15 protein-coding genes are annotated in these 20,608 nt (G+C 52.8%); 7 read left to right on the top strand and 8 right to left on the bottom strand.

Going from position 1 to position 20,608, the window contains the following annotated elements; genetic code table 11:
- Positions 1-50: 50 nt before the first annotated feature.
- The 5 genes from pgeF to ACM67B_RS07455 all read left to right on the top strand — a co-directional run bounded on the left by pgeF (position 51) and on the right by ACM67B_RS07455 (position 3,890).
- Positions 51-827, top strand: coding sequence for a peptidoglycan editing factor PgeF (gene pgeF / locus ACM67B_RS07475; protein WP_416189099.1), 777 nt, complete (start codon positions 51-53; stop codon positions 825-827).
- Between the two features lie 186 nt (positions 828-1,013).
- A complete protein-coding gene (gene lptE / locus ACM67B_RS07470) occupies positions 1,014-1,493 on the top strand; it encodes an LPS assembly lipoprotein LptE (RefSeq protein ID WP_416189098.1) in 480 nt (159 codons plus the stop codon).
- Positions 1,494-2,495 (top strand): DNA polymerase III subunit delta, encoded by a 1,002-nt coding sequence (holA, locus tag ACM67B_RS07465; RefSeq protein WP_416189097.1) that lies wholly within the window; start codon positions 1,494-1,496, stop codon positions 2,493-2,495. It begins immediately after the preceding gene.
- Between the two features lie 151 nt (positions 2,496-2,646).
- Positions 2,647-3,066: a hypothetical protein gene (locus tag ACM67B_RS07460; RefSeq protein WP_095501985.1), complete on the top strand. Its 420-nt coding sequence runs from the start codon at positions 2,647-2,649 to the stop codon at positions 3,064-3,066.
- Positions 3,067-3,368: 302 nt separating this feature from the next.
- The gene (locus ACM67B_RS07455) at positions 3,369-3,890 is read left to right on the top strand and encodes an RDD family protein (RefSeq protein WP_100564081.1); all 522 of its coding nucleotides are present in this window, start codon (positions 3,369-3,371) and stop codon (positions 3,888-3,890) included.
- Between the two features lie 102 nt (positions 3,891-3,992).
- Here ACM67B_RS07455 and gloB read toward each other — a convergent pair whose 3' ends face one another.
- The 3 genes from gloB to purL form a co-directional block, all read right to left on the bottom strand.
- Positions 3,993-4,748, bottom strand: a complete 756-nt coding sequence (gene gloB / locus ACM67B_RS07450) for a hydroxyacylglutathione hydrolase (protein WP_416189096.1) — start codon at positions 4,746-4,748, stop codon at positions 3,993-3,995.
- Positions 4,749-4,760: 12 nt separating this feature from the next.
- The gene (locus tag ACM67B_RS07445; RefSeq protein ID WP_416189095.1) at positions 4,761-5,795 is read right to left on the bottom strand and encodes a hypothetical protein; all 1,035 of its coding nucleotides are present in this window, start codon (positions 5,793-5,795) and stop codon (positions 4,761-4,763) included.
- Between the two features lie 126 nt (positions 5,796-5,921).
- The gene (gene purL, locus ACM67B_RS07440; RefSeq protein ID WP_416189094.1) at positions 5,922-9,815 is read right to left on the bottom strand and encodes a phosphoribosylformylglycinamidine synthase; all 3,894 of its coding nucleotides are present in this window, start codon (positions 9,813-9,815) and stop codon (positions 5,922-5,924) included.
- 214 nt (positions 9,816-10,029) lie between these two features.
- On the opposite strand from purL, the gene ACM67B_RS07435 reads away from it, so the two are divergent.
- Complete coding sequence (locus tag ACM67B_RS07435) at positions 10,030-10,368, top strand: P-II family nitrogen regulator (protein WP_095501990.1); 339 nt, start codon at positions 10,030-10,032, stop codon at positions 10,366-10,368.
- Between the two features lie 74 nt (positions 10,369-10,442).
- On the opposite strand, the gene ACM67B_RS07430 is transcribed toward ACM67B_RS07435, so the two are convergent.
- The 3 genes from ACM67B_RS07430 to ACM67B_RS07420 form a co-directional block, all read right to left on the bottom strand.
- Entirely contained in the window at positions 10,443-11,753 is a 1,311-nt protein-coding gene (locus ACM67B_RS07430) for a sulfate adenylyltransferase subunit 1 (protein ID WP_416189093.1), read from the bottom strand.
- 311 nt (positions 11,754-12,064) lie between these two features.
- Positions 12,065-12,547, bottom strand: a complete 483-nt coding sequence (gene rraA, locus ACM67B_RS07425) for a ribonuclease E activity regulator RraA (protein ID WP_416189092.1) — start codon at positions 12,545-12,547, stop codon at positions 12,065-12,067.
- Between the two features lie 76 nt (positions 12,548-12,623).
- Positions 12,624-13,883: a glutamate-5-semialdehyde dehydrogenase gene (locus ACM67B_RS07420; protein WP_416189091.1), complete on the bottom strand. Its 1,260-nt coding sequence runs from the start codon at positions 13,881-13,883 to the stop codon at positions 12,624-12,626.
- 144 nt (positions 13,884-14,027) lie between these two features.
- Here ACM67B_RS07420 and ACM67B_RS07415 point away from each other — a divergent pair, with 144 nt between their 5' ends.
- Positions 14,028-15,293: a DUF2254 domain-containing protein gene (locus tag ACM67B_RS07415; RefSeq protein ID WP_416189090.1), complete on the top strand. Its 1,266-nt coding sequence runs from the start codon at positions 14,028-14,030 to the stop codon at positions 15,291-15,293.
- A gap of 85 nt (positions 15,294-15,378) precedes the next feature.
- Here ACM67B_RS07415 and waaF read toward each other — a convergent pair whose 3' ends face one another.
- Positions 15,379-16,395 carry a lipopolysaccharide heptosyltransferase II gene (gene waaF / locus ACM67B_RS07410; protein ID WP_416189089.1) on the bottom strand — a complete coding sequence of 339 codons (1,017 nt, stop codon included), beginning with the start codon at positions 16,393-16,395 and terminating at the stop codon, positions 15,379-15,381.
- A gap of 102 nt (positions 16,396-16,497) precedes the next feature.
- Positions 16,498-20,328 carry a DUF3683 domain-containing protein gene (locus ACM67B_RS07405; protein WP_416189088.1) on the bottom strand — a complete coding sequence of 1,277 codons (3,831 nt, stop codon included), beginning with the start codon at positions 20,326-20,328 and terminating at the stop codon, positions 16,498-16,500.
- Positions 20,329-20,608 lie beyond the last annotated feature (280 nt).

The following is a 20,608-nucleotide window of genomic DNA, read 5'->3' as shown; positions in this document are numbered from 1 at the left end:
GTTTCAGACGGCCTATGAATGAAATAGGCCGTCTGAAAAAAAGGAACTGCATGAAAACCTTAAGCGAAACCTTGGGCATTAAAGCGCAAAGCAAAACTTTCCTTACCGCCGACTGGCCTGCGCCTGCCAATGTGAAAACCCTAATCACCACGCGCAACGGTGGGGTGAGTGAAGCGCCGTTTCACAGCCTGAATGTCGGCGCGCATGTCGGCGATAACCCCGAGCATGTGGCGCGCAACCGCGAAATCGTGCAAAACCAAATTGGTTTGCCCGTTGCCTATCTTAACCAAATCCACAGCGATATTGTAGTGAACGCGACTGATGCGCTGGCAATACTTACCGATGCCGACGCGAGCGTTGATACCACCGGCCAAGCCGCTTGCGCCAGCATGACCGCTGATTGCCTGCCGGTTTTGTTTTGCGACAAAGCGGGTACGGTTGTGGCCGCAGCACATGCTGGTTGGCGTGGTTTGGTAGGTGGTGTATTGCAAAATACCGTACGCGCCATGCAGGTAGCGCCTTTAGAAACCATGGCCTACTTGGGACCGGCAATCGGGCCGGAAGCTTTTGAAGTGGGGCAGGACGTATTTGATGCGTTTACCGCACAAATGCCCGCTGCCGAAAGCGCGTTTGAATCCATCGGCGGTGGTAAATATCTCGCCGATATGTATGCCTTGGCGCGAATGGTGTTGCGGCGCGAAGGGGTGAGCATGATTTACGGCGGCGAACATTGCACTGTATTGGAGCGCGACAGCTTTTTCTCTTACCGCCGCGACGGGCAAACGGGCCGTATGGTGAGCTTAATTTGGCTGGATAATGAAGCATAGTGTTTTAATCAGTTGAAACCATTGCGAGGCCGTCTGAAAAGTTTATTGCTTTTCAGACGGCCTTGATTCAATTAGCTTGACCGAAGTTACTTTTATCTCATTAGGCCGTCTGAAACCCAAAGATTTCAGACGGCCTGATAATCCGCTATAATCCAGCTATTCTCGTCTTGAAAACGAAAGCCTAACATGAAAAAAATCATCCTGACCGCTGCAGTATTGCTGCTGGCTTCCTGCGGTTTTCATTTGAAAGGCACGGCCGGTACTTCGCAGCCGCTGCCGTATCAAAACTGGTATGTTAACGGCGGTGCATTGCAACAGGCTTTGGAAAATTCTCTGCGCCGTTCAGACGGCCGTCCGGTCGGTATGGATCAGGCACAAATGGCGGTGAATGTGACCCACATTGAAACCCGCCGCGACATTTACACCATTACCCGCGCGGCCGATATCAACGAATACCTGCTGATGCTGCGCGTGGATGCACAGGCGACCCGCAACGGCGAGCCGGTGGGCGAACCAATGAGCGTGGTGGTACACCGTACCATGGATTACGCCGACAGCGAAGTATTGGGTAAAGCCGAAGAAGAACAAACCATCTGGTCGGAAATGCGCACCGATGCTGCCGACCAAATCGTGCGCCGCCTGACCTTTTTGAAAGCGGCGCAGTAAATGGCGGCGATGAATATCGAACAGCTCAGTGCCGATATGCCGCTCAAGCCGCTGTATGTTATTCACGGCGAAGAAGATTTATTGCGGATTGAGGCGCTTGACACCTTGCGTGCTGCTGCGCGGCAGCAGGGTTATCTCAACCGCGAAGTGCATACCGCCGAAACCAATTTCGATTGGAACGAATGGTTGCAATCAGCGGGTAGCATGGGTTTATTCGCCGATTTGAAATTGCTCGAATTACACATTCCCAACGGCAAACCGGGCAAAAATGGCGGCGAAGCATTGCAGCATTTTGCCCAACAATTGCCCGAAGACACCGTCACCGTCATCATGTTGCCCAAGCTGGAAAAAGCGCAAATGCAAGCCAAATGGTTTGGTGCGTTGGCGGCAAACGGTGTGATGCTGGAAGCAAAAGCGGTGGGTGCGGCGGCCTTGCCGGCATGGATTCGAGGCCGTCTGCAAAAATGGGGCTTGGAAATTGAAAACGATGCGCTGGCTTTGTTTGCCGAACGCGTGGAAGGTAATCTGCTGGCTGCCAAGCAGGAAATCGACAAGCTGGCCTTGTTGCACCCGAAAGGCCATCTGCTGAACATGGCCGATGCCGAAGCGGCGGTGGCCAATGTGGCGCGATTTGATGTGTTCCAACTGGCCGGCGCGTGGATGAAGGGCGATGCGCAACGTGTGGCGCGTTTGCTTGATGGTTTGGAAGCTGATGGCGAAGAGCCGGTGTTGTTGCTGTGGGCGGTGGCCGAAGACATCCGCACGCTGATTCGGCTGACCGCTGCGTTAAAGCAAGGGCAGAATATCCAATCGTTGCGCAACAGCCTGCGCTTGTGGGGTGAAAAGCAAACGCTGGCACCGATGGCCGCTAACCGCATTCCCATCAGCCGATTGTTGGACGCGCTGCAAACCTGTGCCAAAATCGACCGCATGATTAAAGGCGCGGAAGAAGGCGATTCGTGGACGGAATTCAAACAATTGGTGATGAGTTTGGCAGTTTAAAACAATTCGTCCATTTCCATGAAAAAGCCGCCAATCTTTCCCCTGAAGCAAGAAAATACTGTAAAATAGCGTTAAATCATTCCAAGGCCGTCTGAAAAGCTCAACGGAATTTTTTCAGACGGCCTCAAACTGTTTTAAGGAAACACAATTCATGGATACAAAAGCAAAAATCCGCTTAGCCGGCCTGATGATTCTGGCCACCGCCGTTTTGAGCCTGCTGTTGGTGTTGATTGTCGATTCATGGCCGCTGGCCATTTTGATTGCTGTCATCATTATGGCTGCCGCTGCCGGTGGTTTCGTGTGGACTTCGCGCCGCCAGCAACGTCAATTTATCGAGCGCCTGAAAAAATTCGACATCGACCCTGAAAAAGGCCGCATTAACGAAGCCAACTTGCGCCGCATGTATCACCGTGGCGGCCAAGCGCAAAAAGATGCGATTACGCTGATTTGTTTGTCGCAAAAATGCTCGGTTGACGAAGCGCATGCCATGTTTAAGAAACGCCCGACCCGTCAGGAAATGAACCAAATGGCGGCACAACAAGCCAAAGGCCAAAAACGCCCGCACCGTTAATTTTTAACCGACAGGCCGTCTGAAATAGGTCGAAGCGAAATATAATATTTCTGATTCCGCTTTTGCCTTTCAGACGGCCTGAGAACTTTGCAAAACTTCATGAACCATCATTAACACCAAAACAGCCGTTATTCCCGCGCAGGCGGGAATCTATCTTGGTATTTAAGAAACTATTTCTATTCAATAGGTTTCCGTTTCCATAAATGGATTCCCGCCTGCGCGGGAATGACGTCGATTTTTTGTGCAGTGGCTTTTAAAGAAGTTTTGCAAAGTTCTCAGCCTTTGTATTACATATTATGCCCATGACCCGATTTCCTACTGTTTCCCTCAAACGCCGCCTCGCCGCCTTGATGTATGAAATGCTGCTGGTCGGCGCCGTGACTGCCATTGCCGCGATTTTGTCGGGCATACTGGCGATTTTTCTCAATCCGATTTCTACCTATTTATCCAGCTTTGTCACTTGTGTGTTGGTGATTGGTTTTTGGTGGTATTACTTCCGCATGAACTGGCTGCAAAAAGGCCAAACGCTGGCGATGCAAACTTGGAAAATCGGCTTGGCCAATCAGCAAAACGTGCAACCGCCGCTGCACCAGCTGCGCCAACGCTTCATCTGGGCGTGCGTATTTGTGGTGTTTATCCCCATGCTGGCTTATGCCGGATTGCGCCATTTTCTGAACATTCCGCCGATGCTCGCATTCGGTGCGGCCTTGTTTTGGCTGATTCTGCCGTGGGGCTTTGCGTTGCTGAATCCTGACCGTCAGTTTTTATATGATTTCTTGGCCGGCACGCGCTTGGTGGATTTGAAGCAGGATAAGAAGAAATAACAGGCAATATTGGCTTTCCCATACAAAAGGCCGTCTGAAACATGATGTTTCAGACGGCCTTTTTGCAATTTAAAAAGCTCATAAACTGCTTTTCAGACGGCCTTAAAATTGATTCTTTAATTCGCGCAAGGCGGCAAATACTTCCAATTCGGTATCCAATTTTTTGCCGCTCAAGCTTTCTACGCGTTCCCAAACTTGTGGCAAGCCGACGCGTAAAAAGGGATTGACTTTGCGCTCGTGCAACAGCGTTACCGGCAAGGTTGGGGCGGTGGCGGATTCGGCTTCGCGCAAGGCCGTCTGAATGTCGGCGTTGTCCGGCTCGATGTGGGCGGCAAAGCGCAGATTTGAAGCGGTGTATTCGTGTGCGGGGTAAAACAAGGTGTTTTCCGGCAATTGGTTGAAACGTAGAAAGCTGTCGAACAATTCTTCAATCGTGCCGGTGAACACGCGGCCGCAACCTGCGCTGAACAAGGTATCGCCGCAGAAAACGTGCAGGCCGTCTGAAGTTTCAAACAGATAGCTTAAATGATGGCTGGTGTGGCCTGGTGTGGCCCAAACAGTGGCCAAGCCGTCTCCAAACGGAATCTGCAAACCGGCTTCGGCGCGGTGGGTGGCTTCGGGAATGTCGCTGTTGCCGTAAACCGGTGATTCCAAAAATGTGCGCCACAACGCCGCTGCGCCGCCGCGGTGGTCGTCATGGTGGTGGGTAATCCATGTTTGCGCGAGCATCAGGCGGTTGTTGACCAGAAACTTTAATACCGGCGTGGCATCGCCCGGATCGATGCAAACGGCCAGATTGCCTTCTTGAATCATCCAAATATAGTTGTCATTGAATGCTTTGACTGGGGTGATTTTCATGTGGTTCCTTTTTTATAATGCCTGTTCCTGCACATAATCGCGATGGTTGCGGCTTAAGCCGTACACGGCGGCGCGGGCTTGTTTGATGGTTAAACGGTTGTAGGTCAGGCGTTGGGTTTGGTTGTGGTCGTAAATATGGATTTCGCCTTGTTTGCGCGTTTGTTTGTGAGGGAACTCGCTTTTCAGCGTGCGCCACAATTCCAGCTTCACATGCACGATGGCGAACATATCGTGGGTGAGGTTCACACCGACGCTGATTTCTTTTTTCGATTCCTGCAGGCAAAACGAGCGGTCATTAAACAGACACAAGCCTGAGTTGTCAGGATAGCGGTAAAGCTCGATTTTCACCGCTTCGGGCACATCAAACGCCGCGCGGAACATTTGTTCAAACAGCGAAGGCTGCGACACACCGTCGCTTAACATGCCGTAAAGATTCGACAGCCAATTGACGTAGCCGTGAAAATTGAAATCGAAATCCTGCAAAATCGAGCGGATGCGCTTCGGGTCGCGCGCGCGGATTAAATGCACAAATTCGCGGCTCACATCAGGCAATTGGCGCCGGATGGCTTGGTGTAGGCGGTGGGCAAACAAGGTTTTGTGGTTATTCGGGTTGCGCAAAATACCCAACAGCTTTAAGCGCAGAATCCGCCAAATGGCATCGGGTGCTTTTAGACGGCCTGCAGGCAGGCTGCGCAGCATTTGGCACGAATCTTCATAGCCGCTTTCATGGCGGTTGAACCAGCTTTCGAGATTGTATTGGTTGGGCGAATCTTCAACAAAGGTGAGCGTGTAAAGGTTTTTGGCGGCCAGATTGGTGATGATGTTCACATTATCCACTTCGCCGCGGTAAGGCTTGTGAAACAGGCTGATCGGCAAGCGATACACGTTTTGGTTTTGCGTGCCAACCGACGAATTATGCGCGTGCTGCCGCTGCTCGGTTTGTGCGACATAATGGTGCATTTTGGTCGGATTGGCGGTGAGCAAGGCAAACGGCTTGGTGTCGCATTCCGGATACTCGCAATCGCTGAGAATAAAAGCGTGTTTCATGTTTCAGACGGCCTAGAAAGCAAATCAGGCTTTATCATACTCTATATGGGGCAGAATGCAAAAAAGCGGAGGCCGTCTGAACAGTATTGTTCAGACGGCCTTGATATTCAAACCTTGCTTGTTAGATTAACCCAATGCTTTACGCGCACCGGCAAACAGACGCGCCCAGCCGGATTGCTCTGTCCAGTTTTCAGGTTTCCAGCTCATTTGCGCGGCGCGGAAGACGCGTTCCGGATGCGGCATCATGATGGTGACGCGGCCGTCGGCGTTGGTCACACCGGCAATGCCTTGCGGTGAGCCGTTCGGGTTGAGCGGATAGGTTTGGGTGACTTGGTTCAAACCGTCAACGTATTGCAGCGCGATCGCCAAATCTGCCGGCACTTGACCGCCTTTGAGCGCAAAGTCGGCGCGGCCTTCGCCGTGGCTGACAATCACCGGCAGGCTGCTGCCTTGCATTTCGTTCAAAATCAGCGAAGGCGATTTGGTCACGTTGACCATGGTCAGGCGCGCTTCAAACTGTTCGCTTTCGTTGCGTTTGAATTTCGGCCATGCGGCGGTGCCCGGAATGATGTCGGCTAAGTTGCTGACCATTTGGCAGCCGTTACACACGCCCAGCGTGAGCGCGTTCGGATTGGCGAAGAAGGCAGCAAACTGGTCGCGCAAAGCAGGGTGGAACAGAATCGATTTCGCCCAGCCTTCGCCCGCGCCCAATACGTCGCCGTAGCTGAAGCCGCCACACGCCGCCAGCATTTGGAAGGTGTCGAGATTCACGCGGCCACTCATCAGGTCGGACATATGTACGTCATAGGCATCAAAACCGGCTTGATTAAAGGCGGCGGCCATTTCGATTTGGCCATTCACGCCTTGTTCGCGCAGTACGGCGATTTTTGGTTTTGCGCCGCTGTTGATAAACGGCGCGGCGATGTTTTCGTTCACATCAAAAGTCAAATCGGCAAACAGCGCGCTGCGTTGGTTGTCGCCGATTAAAGCAAACTCGCTGTCGGCGCAAGCCGGATTGTCGCGCAGTTTTTGAATGGCGTGACTGGTTTCTTGCCATGCGCGTTGCAGGTCAGCACGGGATTGTTCCAGCAAGATGCCGTTTGCGTTGCGGATAACGATTTTTTCATCGGCAGCTAAGGTGGCGATGTTGTGTACATCAATACCGGCTTGGGCAAACAAGGCTTCCACAGCAGCCAAATCGGCCGCGCTCACCTGAATCACCGCACCCAATTCTTCATTAAACAAAGCGCGGGCAGCAGCAGCGTTTTGGTCTGCTTGTGCAGCGGTCAATGCGCTGATGTCCACATTCAAACCCACGCGGCTGGCAAACGCCATTTCCGCCAAGGTTGCAAACAAACCGCCGTCGCCGCGGTCGTGGTAGGCCAGCAGTTTGTCTTCGGCAACCAATTGCTGAATGGCGTTGTAAAATGCTTTCAGACGGCCTGCTTCAATATCCGGCGCTTGGCCTGCCATTTGGTTATACACCTGACCCAAAGCCGAGCCGCCCATGCGGGCTTGGCCGTTGCCCAAGTCAATCAGCAGTAAGGTGCTGTCTGGCATGTTTTGCAATTCAGGCGTGATGGTTTTGCGCACATCTTTTACCGGCGCGAACGCGGTAATAATCAGGCTCAAAGGCGAAACCACGGATTTTTGTTCTGCTTCGTCTTGCCATACGGTTTTCATCGACAAGCTGTCTTTGCCCACCGGAATGCTTAAATCCAAGGCTTGGCAGATTTGTGACGTGGCTTCAACTGTGCGGTAAAGTTTTTCGTCTTCGCCTTCGGTGCCACAGGCGGCCATCCAGTTGGCGGAAAGTTTGATGTTGCCCATGTCGCCGATGTTGACGGCGCCGATGTTGGTAATCGCTTCGCCAACACACATGCGGCCGGAAGCAGGCGCGTCAAACAGGGCGACGGTCGGTTTTTCGCCCATAGACATCGCTTCGCCCTGATAGGTGTTGAAACCCATCATGGTCACGGCGCAATCGGCTACCGGTGTTTGGTATTTGCCGACCATTTGGTCGCGGTGGGTCATGCCGCCCACGCTGCGGTCACCGATGGTAATCAAGAAGTTTTTCGCGGCCACAGTCGGCAGGCGCAGCACGCGGTAAGCGGCTTCGGTAATGTCGATGGCAGAAGAGTCAAACTGGCTTTCAGACGGCGTTACGGTGGTGTCGTTGCGGGTAGTTTTAGGCGGTTTGCCGAGTAAAACATTCAGTGGCAAATCGACCGGATTGTTGTCGTACAAATCATCACGCACTTGCAGATGGCCGTCATCGGTGGCCACGCCGACCACGGCAAACGGGCAGCGTTCGCGTTCGCAAATGGCGCGGAAGGTGTCTAAATCTTGTTCTAAAATTGACAACACATAACGCTCTTGTGATTCGTTACACCAGATTTGCAGCGGGGTCAGGCCATGTTCTTCCAAAGGCACATCACGCAGCTTGAATTTTGCGCCACGGCCGGCATCGTTAACCAATTCAGGGAAAGCGTTTGACAAGCCGCCCGCGCCCACGTCGTGAATCGAGATAATCGGATTATCGTCGCCCAGCTGCCAGCAGCGGTCGATGACTTCTTGCGCGCGGCGTTCGATTTCAGGGTTGCCGCGTTGCACTGAGTTAAAGTCTAAAGAAGCGTCGTTGGTGCCGGTATCCATAGACGAAGCCGCGCCGCCTCCGAGACCAATCAGCATACCCGGGCCGCCAAGTTGGATTAACAATGCGCCTTCAGGGATTTCGTCTTTATGCGTTTGCTGAGCCTGAATATTACCCAAGCCGCCGGCAATCATAATCGGCTTGTGATAGCCGCGCACTTGGCCATCGACTTTTTCTTCAAACGTGCGGAAATAGCCCAGCAGATTAGGGCGGCCGAATTCGTTGTTAAACGCCGCGCCGCCGATTGGGCCTTCAATCATGATGTCTAAAGGCGAAGCGATGTGGCCGGGCTTGCCGTAGGCTTGTTCCCAAGGCTGTTCTAAGCCGGGGATATTCAGGTTGGACACGGTAAAGCCGGTCAAGCCTGCTTTCGGGCGCGAACCTTTACCAGTTGCACCTTCGTCACGAATCTCACCGCCCGCGCCGGTGGCCGCACCTGCAAATGGGGCAATGGCGGTCGGGTGGTTATGGGTTTCCACTTTCATGATGATGTGGGTGTCTTCTTCGTGGAAACGGTAGCCGTGGTTATCGGCGGCATTCGGATAGAAACGCTCGATTTTTGCGCCTTCAATCACGGAAGAATTGTCTTTATAGGCCACGACCGTGCCTTCAGGGTGGGCTTCGTGGGTGTCGCGAATCATGCGGAACAGCGATTTCGGCTGTTTTTCGCCGTTCAAAATAAAATCGGCGTTGAAAATTTTGTGGCGGCAGTGTTCCGAGTTGGCTTGCGCGAACATCATCAGCTCGACATCGCTCGGATTACGGCCTAAGGCTTGGTAGTTTTCTACCAAATAATCGATTTCATCGGGTGACAAGGCTAAGCCCATTTCGCTGTTGGCTTTAACCAAGGCTTCTTTGCCGCCGTTTAACAAATCGACGGTTGAGAAAGTTTCCGATTGGATGTGGTGGAACAATTGCGCCGCCGCATCAATGTCGGTCAACACGCTTTCAGTCATGCGGTCGTGCAACAGCGCCGCCCATTGTTGTTGCTGCTCGGCAGTTAAATCGCCGCGAATCCACACCGCCATGCCACGCTCAATGCGCTCGACGCCCTCAAGACCGCAGTTTTCCGCGATGTTGGTGGCTTTGGAAGCCCAAGGCGAAATTGTTCCCAAGCGTGGGGTAATCAAAAATAAATGCAAGCCGCTCGCAGGCTTCGGTGTTTCGGCAACACGTTCAGCTTCCAGCAAGGCTTGCAGTTTTTCAATGGTCGCAGCGTCTAAAGCATTTTCGCTGCTGACAAAATACCAAAATTCGCTTTCCAGCTTTGCTTCAGGCAGGCCGGCAGCAGCTGCTTTTTGAAACAGTTTTTCAACACGGAAATCAGACAGGGCGGTAACGCCGCGCAAGGGCAAAACAACAGACATGGATTCGGCTCTCAAATGCGGTTGGGAAAAACGATATTATACGCATAATAGGGCTATTTTGCTTGGGTATTTTGCCGTGAAGTGTCAACAATTCACACCACAAAACGCGATTGAATAAAAAAGCGGATTGTGATAATTTTCCAGTCATCTTTTTCTGTTCAGACGGCCTTCATGATTAATGTATGCCGTCTGAAAAACAAATAGAAAGCCAGCCATGAAAAAAATCGAAGCCATCATTAAGCCTTTCAAACTCGACGACGTGCGCGAAGCCTTAACCGAAATCGGCATCACCGGCATGACCGTGACCGAAGTGAAAGGATTCGGCCGCCAAAAGGGTCACACTGAAATTTACCGCGGCGCAGAATACGCCGTCGATTTCCTGCCGAAAGTTAAAATCGAGCTGGTGTTGGCCGATCACGATGTCGAACGCGCCATCGAAGCCATCATCGAAAACGCCCGCTCCGGCAAAATCGGCGACGGCAAGATTTTTGTCTATCCGGTGGAAGAAGCCATCCGCATCCGCACGGGTGAGCGCAGCGAAGCGGCGGTGTGATTGGTTAGAAATTAGAAAATGCCGTCTGAAAGGTTTGCTTTCAGACGGCATTGTTATTTCTAACGAAACCGGTGTTAAATCTCAAACGTACCCGCTTCATCGCCCCCGCGAATCATACCGGCGGCGACGGTGTGGTTGGTGGCTTCATCGATGATGATAAACGCACCAGTGGCCGGGTTTTGCTCGTAGGTAGTGGCGTTGAGCGGCTGTTGGGTTTTCAGGCTGACGCTGCCGATATCGTTGAGTTTCAGCTCGGTGGCGGATTGCACTTGGCTTAGGGTGTTTACGTCCCAAACGTAGGCGATTTCGCTGATTTTGACAGCGGCGGTTTGGGTGGTGTGTTTCAGCAGGTATTTGCGGCGTGGGTTGAGCGGAATATCGTCGAACCAACACAGCGCGGCTTGGAATTGCTGGCTTGGCGCGACAGGGCTGTCGGCGGCGACAATGCTGTTGCCGCGCGAGATGTCGATGTCGGTATCCAAGGTGATGGTGAGCACTTCGCCTGCTTCAGCGGATTGGGTTTTGCCTTTGGCGTTGTAGATTTCGGCAATTTTGGCGGTTTGGCCGTTGGGCAGCACTTTAATGCTGTCACCGACATTCAGGCGGCCTGCTTCCAAGCGGCCTTGGTAGCCGCGGAAATCGTCGCTGCTGCTGCCGTCTTGGCGTGCTACGCGTTGCACGGGAAAATGGGCGGCTTGGGCGAGCGCGTCTTTGCGGGAAACGGGCAGGCTTTCCAATAGTGGCAGCAAAGGCAAACCTTGGTACCATGGCGTTTGGGTGCTGGCGTTGACGATGTTGTCACCTTTCAATGCGCTGATGGGCAGGAAATGCACGTCGGCGGTGAGGCCGATTTGTTGGGCCAGCTTTTGATAGGCGGCGGTGATGGCTTGGTATTTGTTTTCGTCAAAATCGAGCAGGTCGAGTTTGTTGACGGCGACAATGATGTTCGGACAGCCGAGCAGTTTCAAAATGGCGCTGTGGCGTTTGGTTTGAGGCAGTAAAACCGGTTCTTCACCGCTGAAATCAACGCGGGTGGCATCGACCAACACGATGGCGGCATCGGCGGTCGATGCACCGGTGACCATGTTGCGGGTGTATTGTTCGTGGCCGGGCGTGTCGGCGATGATGAATTTGCGTTTTGGTGTGGCGAAATAGCGGTAGGCCACGTCGATGGTGATGCCTTGTTCGCGCTCGGCGGCCAAGCCGTCGGTGAGGCTGGCGAAATCGGGTGTATCGCCGTTTTCAGAGGCTTTGTTGAGCTTGTCGATTTGGTCGGTCAGCAGGGTTTTGCTGTCGTAGAGCAGGCGGCCGATCAGGGTGGATTTGCCGTCGTCAACGCTGCCGGCGGTGATGAAACGGAGTAATGGGGCGGTGGTGGCGGTCATGTGCGTTCCTTCATATTGGGTTTGCCGATACTTTAACGAGGCCGCCTGAAAATGGGAAAGAATGGTTTGTTTATAATAAAGATGATTTTGTTATATCAATAATAAGGCCGAGACCTTTGCAAAATCCCTAGATTTGAGTACAGTTCAAAGTTGTAGCAGCGCAGAAAGCGCAGACATATCACTTAGATAGGCAAGCTTTCGAGCAGCGCACAACGAAGAAATGTGCCAAAGATAGGGATTTTGCAAAGGTCTCAGGCCGTCTGAAACTTGAGTAGGGTTTCAGGCGGCCTTTTGTGATGGCTGGTGTTCAATTAAATTAAAGGCTTTTCGGCAACCAAAATGCCGTCTTCATCGCTATAGAGATAGTGGCCGGGGATGAAGGTGACGCCGCCAAATTCAAGCGGTATGTCGGTTTCGCCTTGGTTGTTTTTCGCGCTGCGGCGCGGGTTGGTGCCGAGTGCTTTGACGCCGAAATCCATTTGATCGATGGCGACGCTGTCGCGGATGGCACCGTAGATGACAATGCCTGCCCAGCCGTTTTTGCGGCCTTCTTCGGCAATCATGTCGCCCATCAATGCGCTGGCCAACGAGCCGCCGCCATCGACCACCAAAACTTCACCATCGGATGCTTGATTAAAGGTTTGGCGCAGGATGCTGTTGTCGCGGAAGCATTTTAAAGTACGGATTTTGCCGCTGAACCGTTTGTTGCCAAAGCTTTTAAACTGAATTTCGCATGATGGGGTATCGGGTGCGATGTCGATTAAATCGGCGGTGGTGAAAGGTGTTGTTGTCATGATGGCTCCTTTGTAGATAGTATAAAAAGGCCGTCTGAAAAGAAAATAAACTTTCAGACGGCCTTGATAATCGGGTTTAAATGCGCACTTGGCCGTTGCCCAACACAATCCATTTTTGCGAAGTCAGGCCGTGTAAGCCGACCGGGCCGCGCACGTGGATTTTGTCGGTGGAAATGCCGATTTCTGCGCCCAAGCCGTATTCAAAGCCGTCGGCAAAACGGGTGGACGCGTTGACCATCACGCTGGCGCTATCCACTGAGCGCAGGAAGATTTGCGCATCGGTGTAAGACTCGGTGATGATGGAATCGGTGTGGTGGCTGCCGTGGGTGTTGATGTGGGCGATGGCTTGGGTCAAGTCATCGACAATTTTCACCGCTAAAACAGGGGCGAGGTATTCGGTGTCCCAATCTTCTTCGGTGGCGGCGTTGATGTTGGGCAAAATTGCCAAAGTGCGTTCGCAACCGCGCAGCTCGATTTGTTTTTCGGCGTATTTTTCTGCCAGCAAAGGCAGCATTTCTTCAGCACGCGCGGCGTGAATCAGCAGGGTTTCCATGGTGTTGCAGGTGCCGTAGCGCGAAGTTTTGGCGTTGAAGGCGATGCCAATGGCTTTTTGCGTATCGGCGGCTTGGTCGATGTACACATGACAAATGCCGTCGAGATGTTTAATCACCGGCACGCGTGCTTCGGCAGCGACGCGGGCAACCAGCGATTTGCCGCCGCGCGGGATAATCACGTCAATCAGTTCAGGGCTTTGCAGCATGGCGCCGACGCTTTCGCGGCTGGTGTTTTCAATCACGCTCACGGCAGCCGGCGGTAAATCGTTTTCGGTCAGCGCTTGGCGGATGAGTTTGGCAATCGCCATATTGCTTTCAAAGGCTTCACTGCCGCCACGCAACACGCAGGCATTGCCGGATTTCAGGCACAAGGCCGCCGCATCGATGGTGACGTTTGGGCGTGATTCGTAAATGATGCCAATCACACCCAGCGGCACGCGCATTTTGCCAATTTGCAAACCGTTTGGGCGGGTGCGGAATTCGTCCATCTCGCCGACAGGGTCAGGCAGCGCCGCTACTTGGCGTAAGCCTTCGCACATGGATTCGACGGTTTTTTCTGTTAATTTCAAGCGGTCGAGCAGGGCGGAATCTAAGCCTTTGGCGGCAGCGTTTTCCATGTCTTGCGCGTTGGCGGCCAGAATGGCGGTTTGGTGCTGCGCAATCAATTCAGCCATGCGCAACAGCGCGGCATTTTTCTGCGCGGTGGTGGCGTTTGCCATCAGATAGAAAGCCTGTTTGGCTGCGGTGGCGGTGTCGCGGACGTATTGTTGAATATCCTGCATGATTGTGTGCCTTTAGTATATGAACGAGATTGACAATGATGATAAGGCCGTCTGAAAGGGAATTCAAGCAAAAAAGCGTGGGAATAGGTTTGCCCGCCTGATTGATTTATAATTGTGTTTTGCTTGTGCATTTTTTTAAAACTCATGACCAATACTTTTTACCGCTGGCTGATTGCTGTGAAGAAACCAGCCAACCAACTTTGGCTGGTGCCCGCTTATTGGGCGATTTTTGCCGTGATTTTTGCCTTTATTGCGCGCTTTTTCGGCGATATGCTGCAAGCGGGTATCTTGCCCGATATTGAACGCAGCACCTTAGACGGCCTGTTGAGCATTGTGGCATCAAGTATGCTTTCGGTAAGCACGTTTTCGTTGTCGATTATGGTATCGGCGTTTTCGTCGGCGGCCAATGGTGCCACACCACGCGCCATGAATTTGGTGATGGCCGATGACAATACCCGCACCGCCATCGCCAGCTTTATCGCCGCATTTATCTATGCCGTGATCGCCAAAACCGCGCTGGGCATGGAATATTACGGGCAAAACGGCCGCTTTATTTTGTTTGTCGGCACGATTGCGGTGCTGGTGTATTTGATTGTGACGCTGATTCGCTGGGTGTTTACCCTGTCGCAACTGGGCAGCTTGGGCAATACCTTGCACAAAATCAGTGCCAAAACCGAAAGCGCGCTGGATCATTATTACACCGCACCCGATATGGGCGCGGCGTGGAAAGGCAGCTTGCAACAGCCGGTACGCCCGATTTATGCCAAGCAGCCCGGCTATCTTACCCATATCGATATGGCATCGTTGCAGAAGCTGGCGGAAGAGCATGAAACGTATGTCTCGATTATCGTTCGACCGGGTAAATTATTAACGTCCAACACCGTGATGGCCTGTTTGTCTGCCGGCCAAGGCGATGCAGATTTGGCGGACAAATTCGCCGGATGCTTCGTCATCAACCAAGAGCGCACCTATGAACAAGATCCGCAATGGGGCTTGAATGTGTTGAGTGAAGCTGCCCAACGCGCATTGTCGCCCGGCATCAACGACCCCGGCACCGCCATCAGCGTGATGGTGATGATATTGCGTTTGCTGACCAAGCCGCATCCTGAGTGCGAAGAAACGCAATATGACCGCTTGTCTATCATTGCTGCCGACAGCAACCAATGGGTACCGCAAACCTTTTTACCCATTGCCCGCGACGGTGCTGGTGCAGCCGAAGTCGGCCTGACCATGCAAAAAGTGCTGGCCGGTATTGCTGCCAATAGCCAAGATCCGCATATTGCCGCCTCGGCTGCAGATACCGCGCATGCGGTGTTAAAGCGCTTTGAGCAAATCTTGGATTTTGAAGACGATAAGGAAAGATTGTTGCGGCAGCATGAGGAATTGTTTGGACAAGTTACGAAAGATTAAATCAATGATTTAATTAATGATATTTAAAAAGCCATGCCGTCTGAAACTTTTCAGACGGCATGGCTTTTATTTATGGCGATTATGCTTATTCGACATGAATTTTCAATAAAGCCTGTTCGACCATTTGCGGCTCGATTTTGTTCAAGCAATCGGTGTGTCCCAGCGGGCATTCACGCTTAAAGCAGGGGGAGCAATCGAGATTGAGGGTGACGATTTCGGCTTTTTTGCTCAACGGCGGTGTGTGGTCGGGGCTGGACGAGCCGTACACAGCGGCGAGTTTGCGGTCGAGTGCGGCGGCAAGGTGCATGAGGCCGCTGTCGTTGCAGACCACGTTTTCGGCGCAGGCCAGTAAATCAATGGCTTCGGAAAGCGAGGTTTTGCCGCATAAATTGGTGCAGAGGCCGTCTGAAAGCTGGTTGATTTCTTCGGCAATGTCAAAATCTTTTTGCGAGCCAAACAACCAAACCTGCCAGCCCTTGGTCAGATAGTTTTGCGCCAAGCCGGCGAAGTGGCGTGCCGGCCAGCGTTTGGCAGGGCCGAATTCTGCGCCGGGGCAAAAGGCGATAATTGGTTTGTCGGTGTTCAATCCATGCTTGGCTAAAGCAGCTTGTTGGCTCGCGACATCAATTTGGAACAAAGGCTGGTCGGAAGAACCGTTAAAATCGGCTTGGCTCGGGTGGGCAAGCGCGGTGTAGCGGTCGACCATCAACGGCAGGGCGGTTTTGTCGAGTTTGCGGATGTCGTTAAGCAAAATATAGCGCGATTCGCCTACATAGCCGGTGCGCTGTTTGATACCGGTAGCCAAGGCGATGATGGCGGATTTGAGTGAGCCGGGCAGCACGATGACTTGGTCGTAACCGCGTTTGCCCAGTTCACGCCCGACTTGCCAGCGTTTTTTCAAATCCAATGCGCCGTGGCCGAACGGGTTTTCCAGAATCTCATTCACTTCCGGCATGCGCTCGAAGACCGCCATCGACCACTTCGGAGCGAATACGTCGATGGTGCAACCCGGATGCAGTTCGTGCAAGCGGCGGTAAAGCGGCTGGGTCATGACGCAATCGCCAATCCAGCTTGGGGAAATGATGAGGATTTTTTTAGACATGGTTTGCGGGCAGTGATTTAATTTTGAAATAGGCCATTATTTTAATGCAGAATAGAAAGGCCGTCTGAAAAAATATTTTCAGACGGCCTTTGGTTTCAACTTTTACAGCAACACTTTTTCCACGCCGCCGTTGTTGGCTTTATCGACAAACTCATTCAGCCAGTTGTCGCCCAAAATGTGCTTGGCCATTTCGATGACAATGTAGTCGGCCGGCATGTCGTTGTCGTCGCGGTAGCGGCTCAAACCTTGTAAGCAGGCGGGGCAGGAAGTGAGCATTTTCACCGGCTGGCCTTGCGGCAGCTCTTTGAGGTTTTTCTCGATTTCTTCCTGTTTGCGGAATTTCACCTGCGAGGCGATGTCGGGGCGTTTCACCGCAAACATGCCTGATTCGCCGCAGCAACGGTCGCTCAATACAACTTTTTGCCCCATCAATTCGCTGGCCATTTGGGGGGCGTTCATGGTTTTAATCGGGCTGTGGCATGGGTCGTGATAAAGGTATTGCTGGCCTTCTACACCGTCGAGTTTCACGCCTTTTTCCAACAGGAATTCGTGGATGTCGATGATGCGGCAGCCGGGGAAAATTTCCTCAAAGCGGTATTTTTCCAGCTGGTCGTAACAAGTGCCGCAGCTGACGACCACGGTTTTGATGTCGAGGTAGTTCAGTGTATTGGCCATGCGGTGGAATGAAACGCGGTTATCGGTGCTCATCTGCTCAGCGCGTGCTTTATCGCCGCCCGCATCTTGCGGATAGCCGCAACACATATAGCCCGGTGGCAACACGGTTTGCACGCCGACATGCCACAGCATCGCTTGGGTGGCCAAACCGATTTGGCTGAACAAACGCTCGGAGCCGCAGCCCGGGAAGTAGAACACGGCTTCGCTATCATCGGCAGTTTGCGGATTGCGGATGATTGGGATGCTCTTGTCGTCTTCAATGCCCAATAATGAGCGCGGTGTTTTGGCCGGTACGCCTTTTGGCAGCGGGCGGTTGATGAAGTGAATCACCTGCTCTTTAATGCTCGGCTTGTTGACGGTGGCGGCCGGTGCGGCTTTTTCTTTTTTCACAATCGGAAACATTTTGCCCAATTTGTAGGCAAAGTTCTGCGCCGGAAAGCCGGTTTGAATCATCGCACCGCGCAGGGCTTTGATGGCTTTGGGGTTGGTGGCGTTCAAAAACGCCATGCCCATCGCTGCAGCGGGCACAGTAGTGCTGTGGCCGGTTTCGTTCAGGTAATTGCGGATGGCCACGGTTACGTCGCCGAAGTCGATGTTGACCGGACATGGTTTCACGCAGCGGTGGCACACAGTGCAGTGATCGCCGATGTTGGTCAGTTCGTCAAAGTGCTTCAACGACACACCGCGACGGGTTTGCTCTTCGTAAAGGAAGGCTTCGGTCAGCAGACCAACACCGAGAATTTTGTTGCGCGGGCTGTAAAGCAGGTTGGCGCGCGGCACATGGGTTGAGCATACCGGTTTGCATTTGCCGCAGCGCAAGCAGTCTTTCACCGACTCGGCAATCGTGCCCAAAGACGATTTTTCCATGATCAGTGATTCCGCGCCGAGTAATTCAAACGACGGCGTGTAGGCGTTGCGCAGATCCGCGCCTTTCATCAATTTGTGGCGGTTGAAGCGGCCTTCGGGGTCGACTTTCGCTTTGTAATCCCAAAACGGCTGCATGTCTTCATCGCTCAAAAATTCCATTTTGGTGATGCCGATGCCGTGTTCGCCGGAAATCACGCCGTTTAAGCTACGGGCGATTTGCATGATGCGGTCGACGGAATGATAGGCCGTCTGAAGCATTTCGGCATCGTCGGAATTCACCGGAATATTGGTGTGTACGTTGCCGTCGCCTGCGTGCATGTGCAAGGCGACAAACACGCGGCCGCGCACGATTCTGCCGTGGATTTTGGCCAAATTTTCGAGAATTTTCACGTCGGTTTTGCCGCTGAAAATTTCGCTCAAAGGTTTCATCACATCGGATTTAATCGATACGCGTAAACGGAAATCGCGGAAGGCGATAAAGCAGCTCTCGTCATCGCGGGCTTCCGGATCGGCAAATACCGCTTTGCCGTAACGCGCTTTGTATTCGCTCAACGGCGCATCAAGGTTGGCCAGCAGCCATTCCCAGCGCTCTTTAACCGCGGAAACATGATTCAGCGCGTGGGTCGCGCGATCGCCCAATAATTCTTTGCTTGGCAAGTCGGTGCCCATCGCATCGACCGGCAGACGGCCTTGCAGGTAATCGAGCAGGGCTGCGCACAGGGTGAGCTTGTTTTTAATCGATAATTCGATGTTGATGCGTTCGATACCGTCTGAATATTCGCCCAAGCGCTCAAGCGGGATTACCACGTCTTCATTGATTTTGAAGGCGTTGGTGTGTTTGGCGATGGCGGCGGTGCGGCTGCGGTCGAGCCAGAAGGTTTTACGCGCTTCAGGCGTGATGGCGATAAAGCCTTCGCCTTCGCGTTTGCGCGTCATTTCGACCATGTGTTCGGCCACTTCCTGTACGGCTTGTTCGTCGTCGGAAACCACATCGGCGAGCAACACCATTTTTGGGCGGCCTTTACCGGCGGCTTTGGTAGCATAGCCGACCGCGCGCACATAGCGCCAGTCGAGATGCTCCAAGCCTGCCAATTGCACTTTTTCATGGCCGAGTAGGTAATCGCGGATTTCAACGATGGACGGCGTGGCATTGGCGACAGTGCCGAAAAATTCCATGCAGACGGTGCGGGTGTGTTTCGGCATTTTGTGCAACACAAAGGCCACGCTGGTGATGATGCCGTCAGTGCCTTCTTTTTGGATGCCCGGCAGGCCGCTCAAGAATTTGTCGGTAACGTCTTTACCCAAGCCGACTTTGCGGAATTTGTGGCCGGGGATTTCCAAGCGTTCGGTTTTGACGATGTTGTTGCCGCTGGTGTCGAGTGTATGCACATCGAAAATCGCGGTTTCTTCATCGTGGATTTTGCCGAAATTGTGGCGCACGCGCTCGATGCGCAGCCATTCGCCTTTCGGATTGACCATTTGCCAGTAGGCCAGATTGTCGAGCGCAGTACCCCACAATACGGCTTTTTTACCGCCGGCATTCATGGCCGCATTACCGCCGACGGTAGAAGCATCGGCAGAAGTCGGGTCAACAGCGAACACCAAACCGGCTTTGTGCGCGGTTTCTTCCACTCGGCGCGTTACCACACCTGCGCCGCAATGGATAATCGGATGGGTGCCGTCCAAACCGGGCAGGGTGACGAATTGCACGCCGTTATGTAAATCGAGTTTTTCGGTGTTGATGACCGCGCTGTTGGCATCCAACGGAATCGCGCCGCCGGTATAACCGGTGCCACCGCCGCGTGGAATAATCACTAAATCCAGCTCGATCAGCGCGCGTACTAATGGCGCGACTTCGGCTTCATTATCGGGGTTAATCACCACAAACGGATATTCCACGCGCCAGTCGGTGGCATCGGTTACATGCGTTACGCGCGCCAAGCCGTCAAACATGATATTGTGCGGCTTGGTGATTTGGCTCAAGCGCTCGAGAATCTGTTTGCGTTTTTGCTTGGTGATGTCGAAGCTGGCATCAAAATCCTGCACCGCAGTCAGGGCAGATTGCACCAAGGTTTCCACTTGCTGATTGTCGTCGCGGCGGTTTTGGATTTCGGTCAGGCGGTGGCGCATTTCACGCACCAAAGCTTCGCGGCGCTTGGGATGTTCGAGCAGGTCGTCAACCAAATAAGGATTGCGCACCACCACCCACATGTCGCCCAATACTTCAAACAGCATACGCGCCGAGCGGCCGGTGCGGCGTTGGCTGCGCAAATCCTGCAGGATATGCCAAGCTTCTTCGCCCAGCAGGCGGATGACGATTTCACGATCGGTATAAGAGGTATAGTTGTAGGGGATTTCGCGGATGCGTTGCGGAGCAGCAGTCGTGGTCATGGGGTGTGGTCCGTATCTCTTTATTTTGACAATTTTTGGTTTTTCAGGCCGTCTGAAAATTCAGGCGACGTTTGGTAAAGCGAGTTAATGTAGTTTAAATACCATTATTTTTCAATGGAAAAAGACCATTTATTTTATACTGAAATCGCTTTTTATGGAATTTGTTTTGTTGACAATTTTACTGCTTTTTAGTTGCATTTTTCGACTGTTTTGTTGTTCAGACGGTCTTTTGGCAGGATAGGCTTGAAATTTACCCGAAAAGCGTTATAATCATGACTTC

This window comes from Neisseria sp. CCUG17229 (assembly GCF_047839235.1).
GTDB classification, from domain to species: Bacteria; Pseudomonadota; Gammaproteobacteria; order Burkholderiales; family Neisseriaceae; genus Neisseria; species Neisseria brasiliensis.
This window is presented reverse-complemented; position numbering and strand designations above follow the sequence as displayed.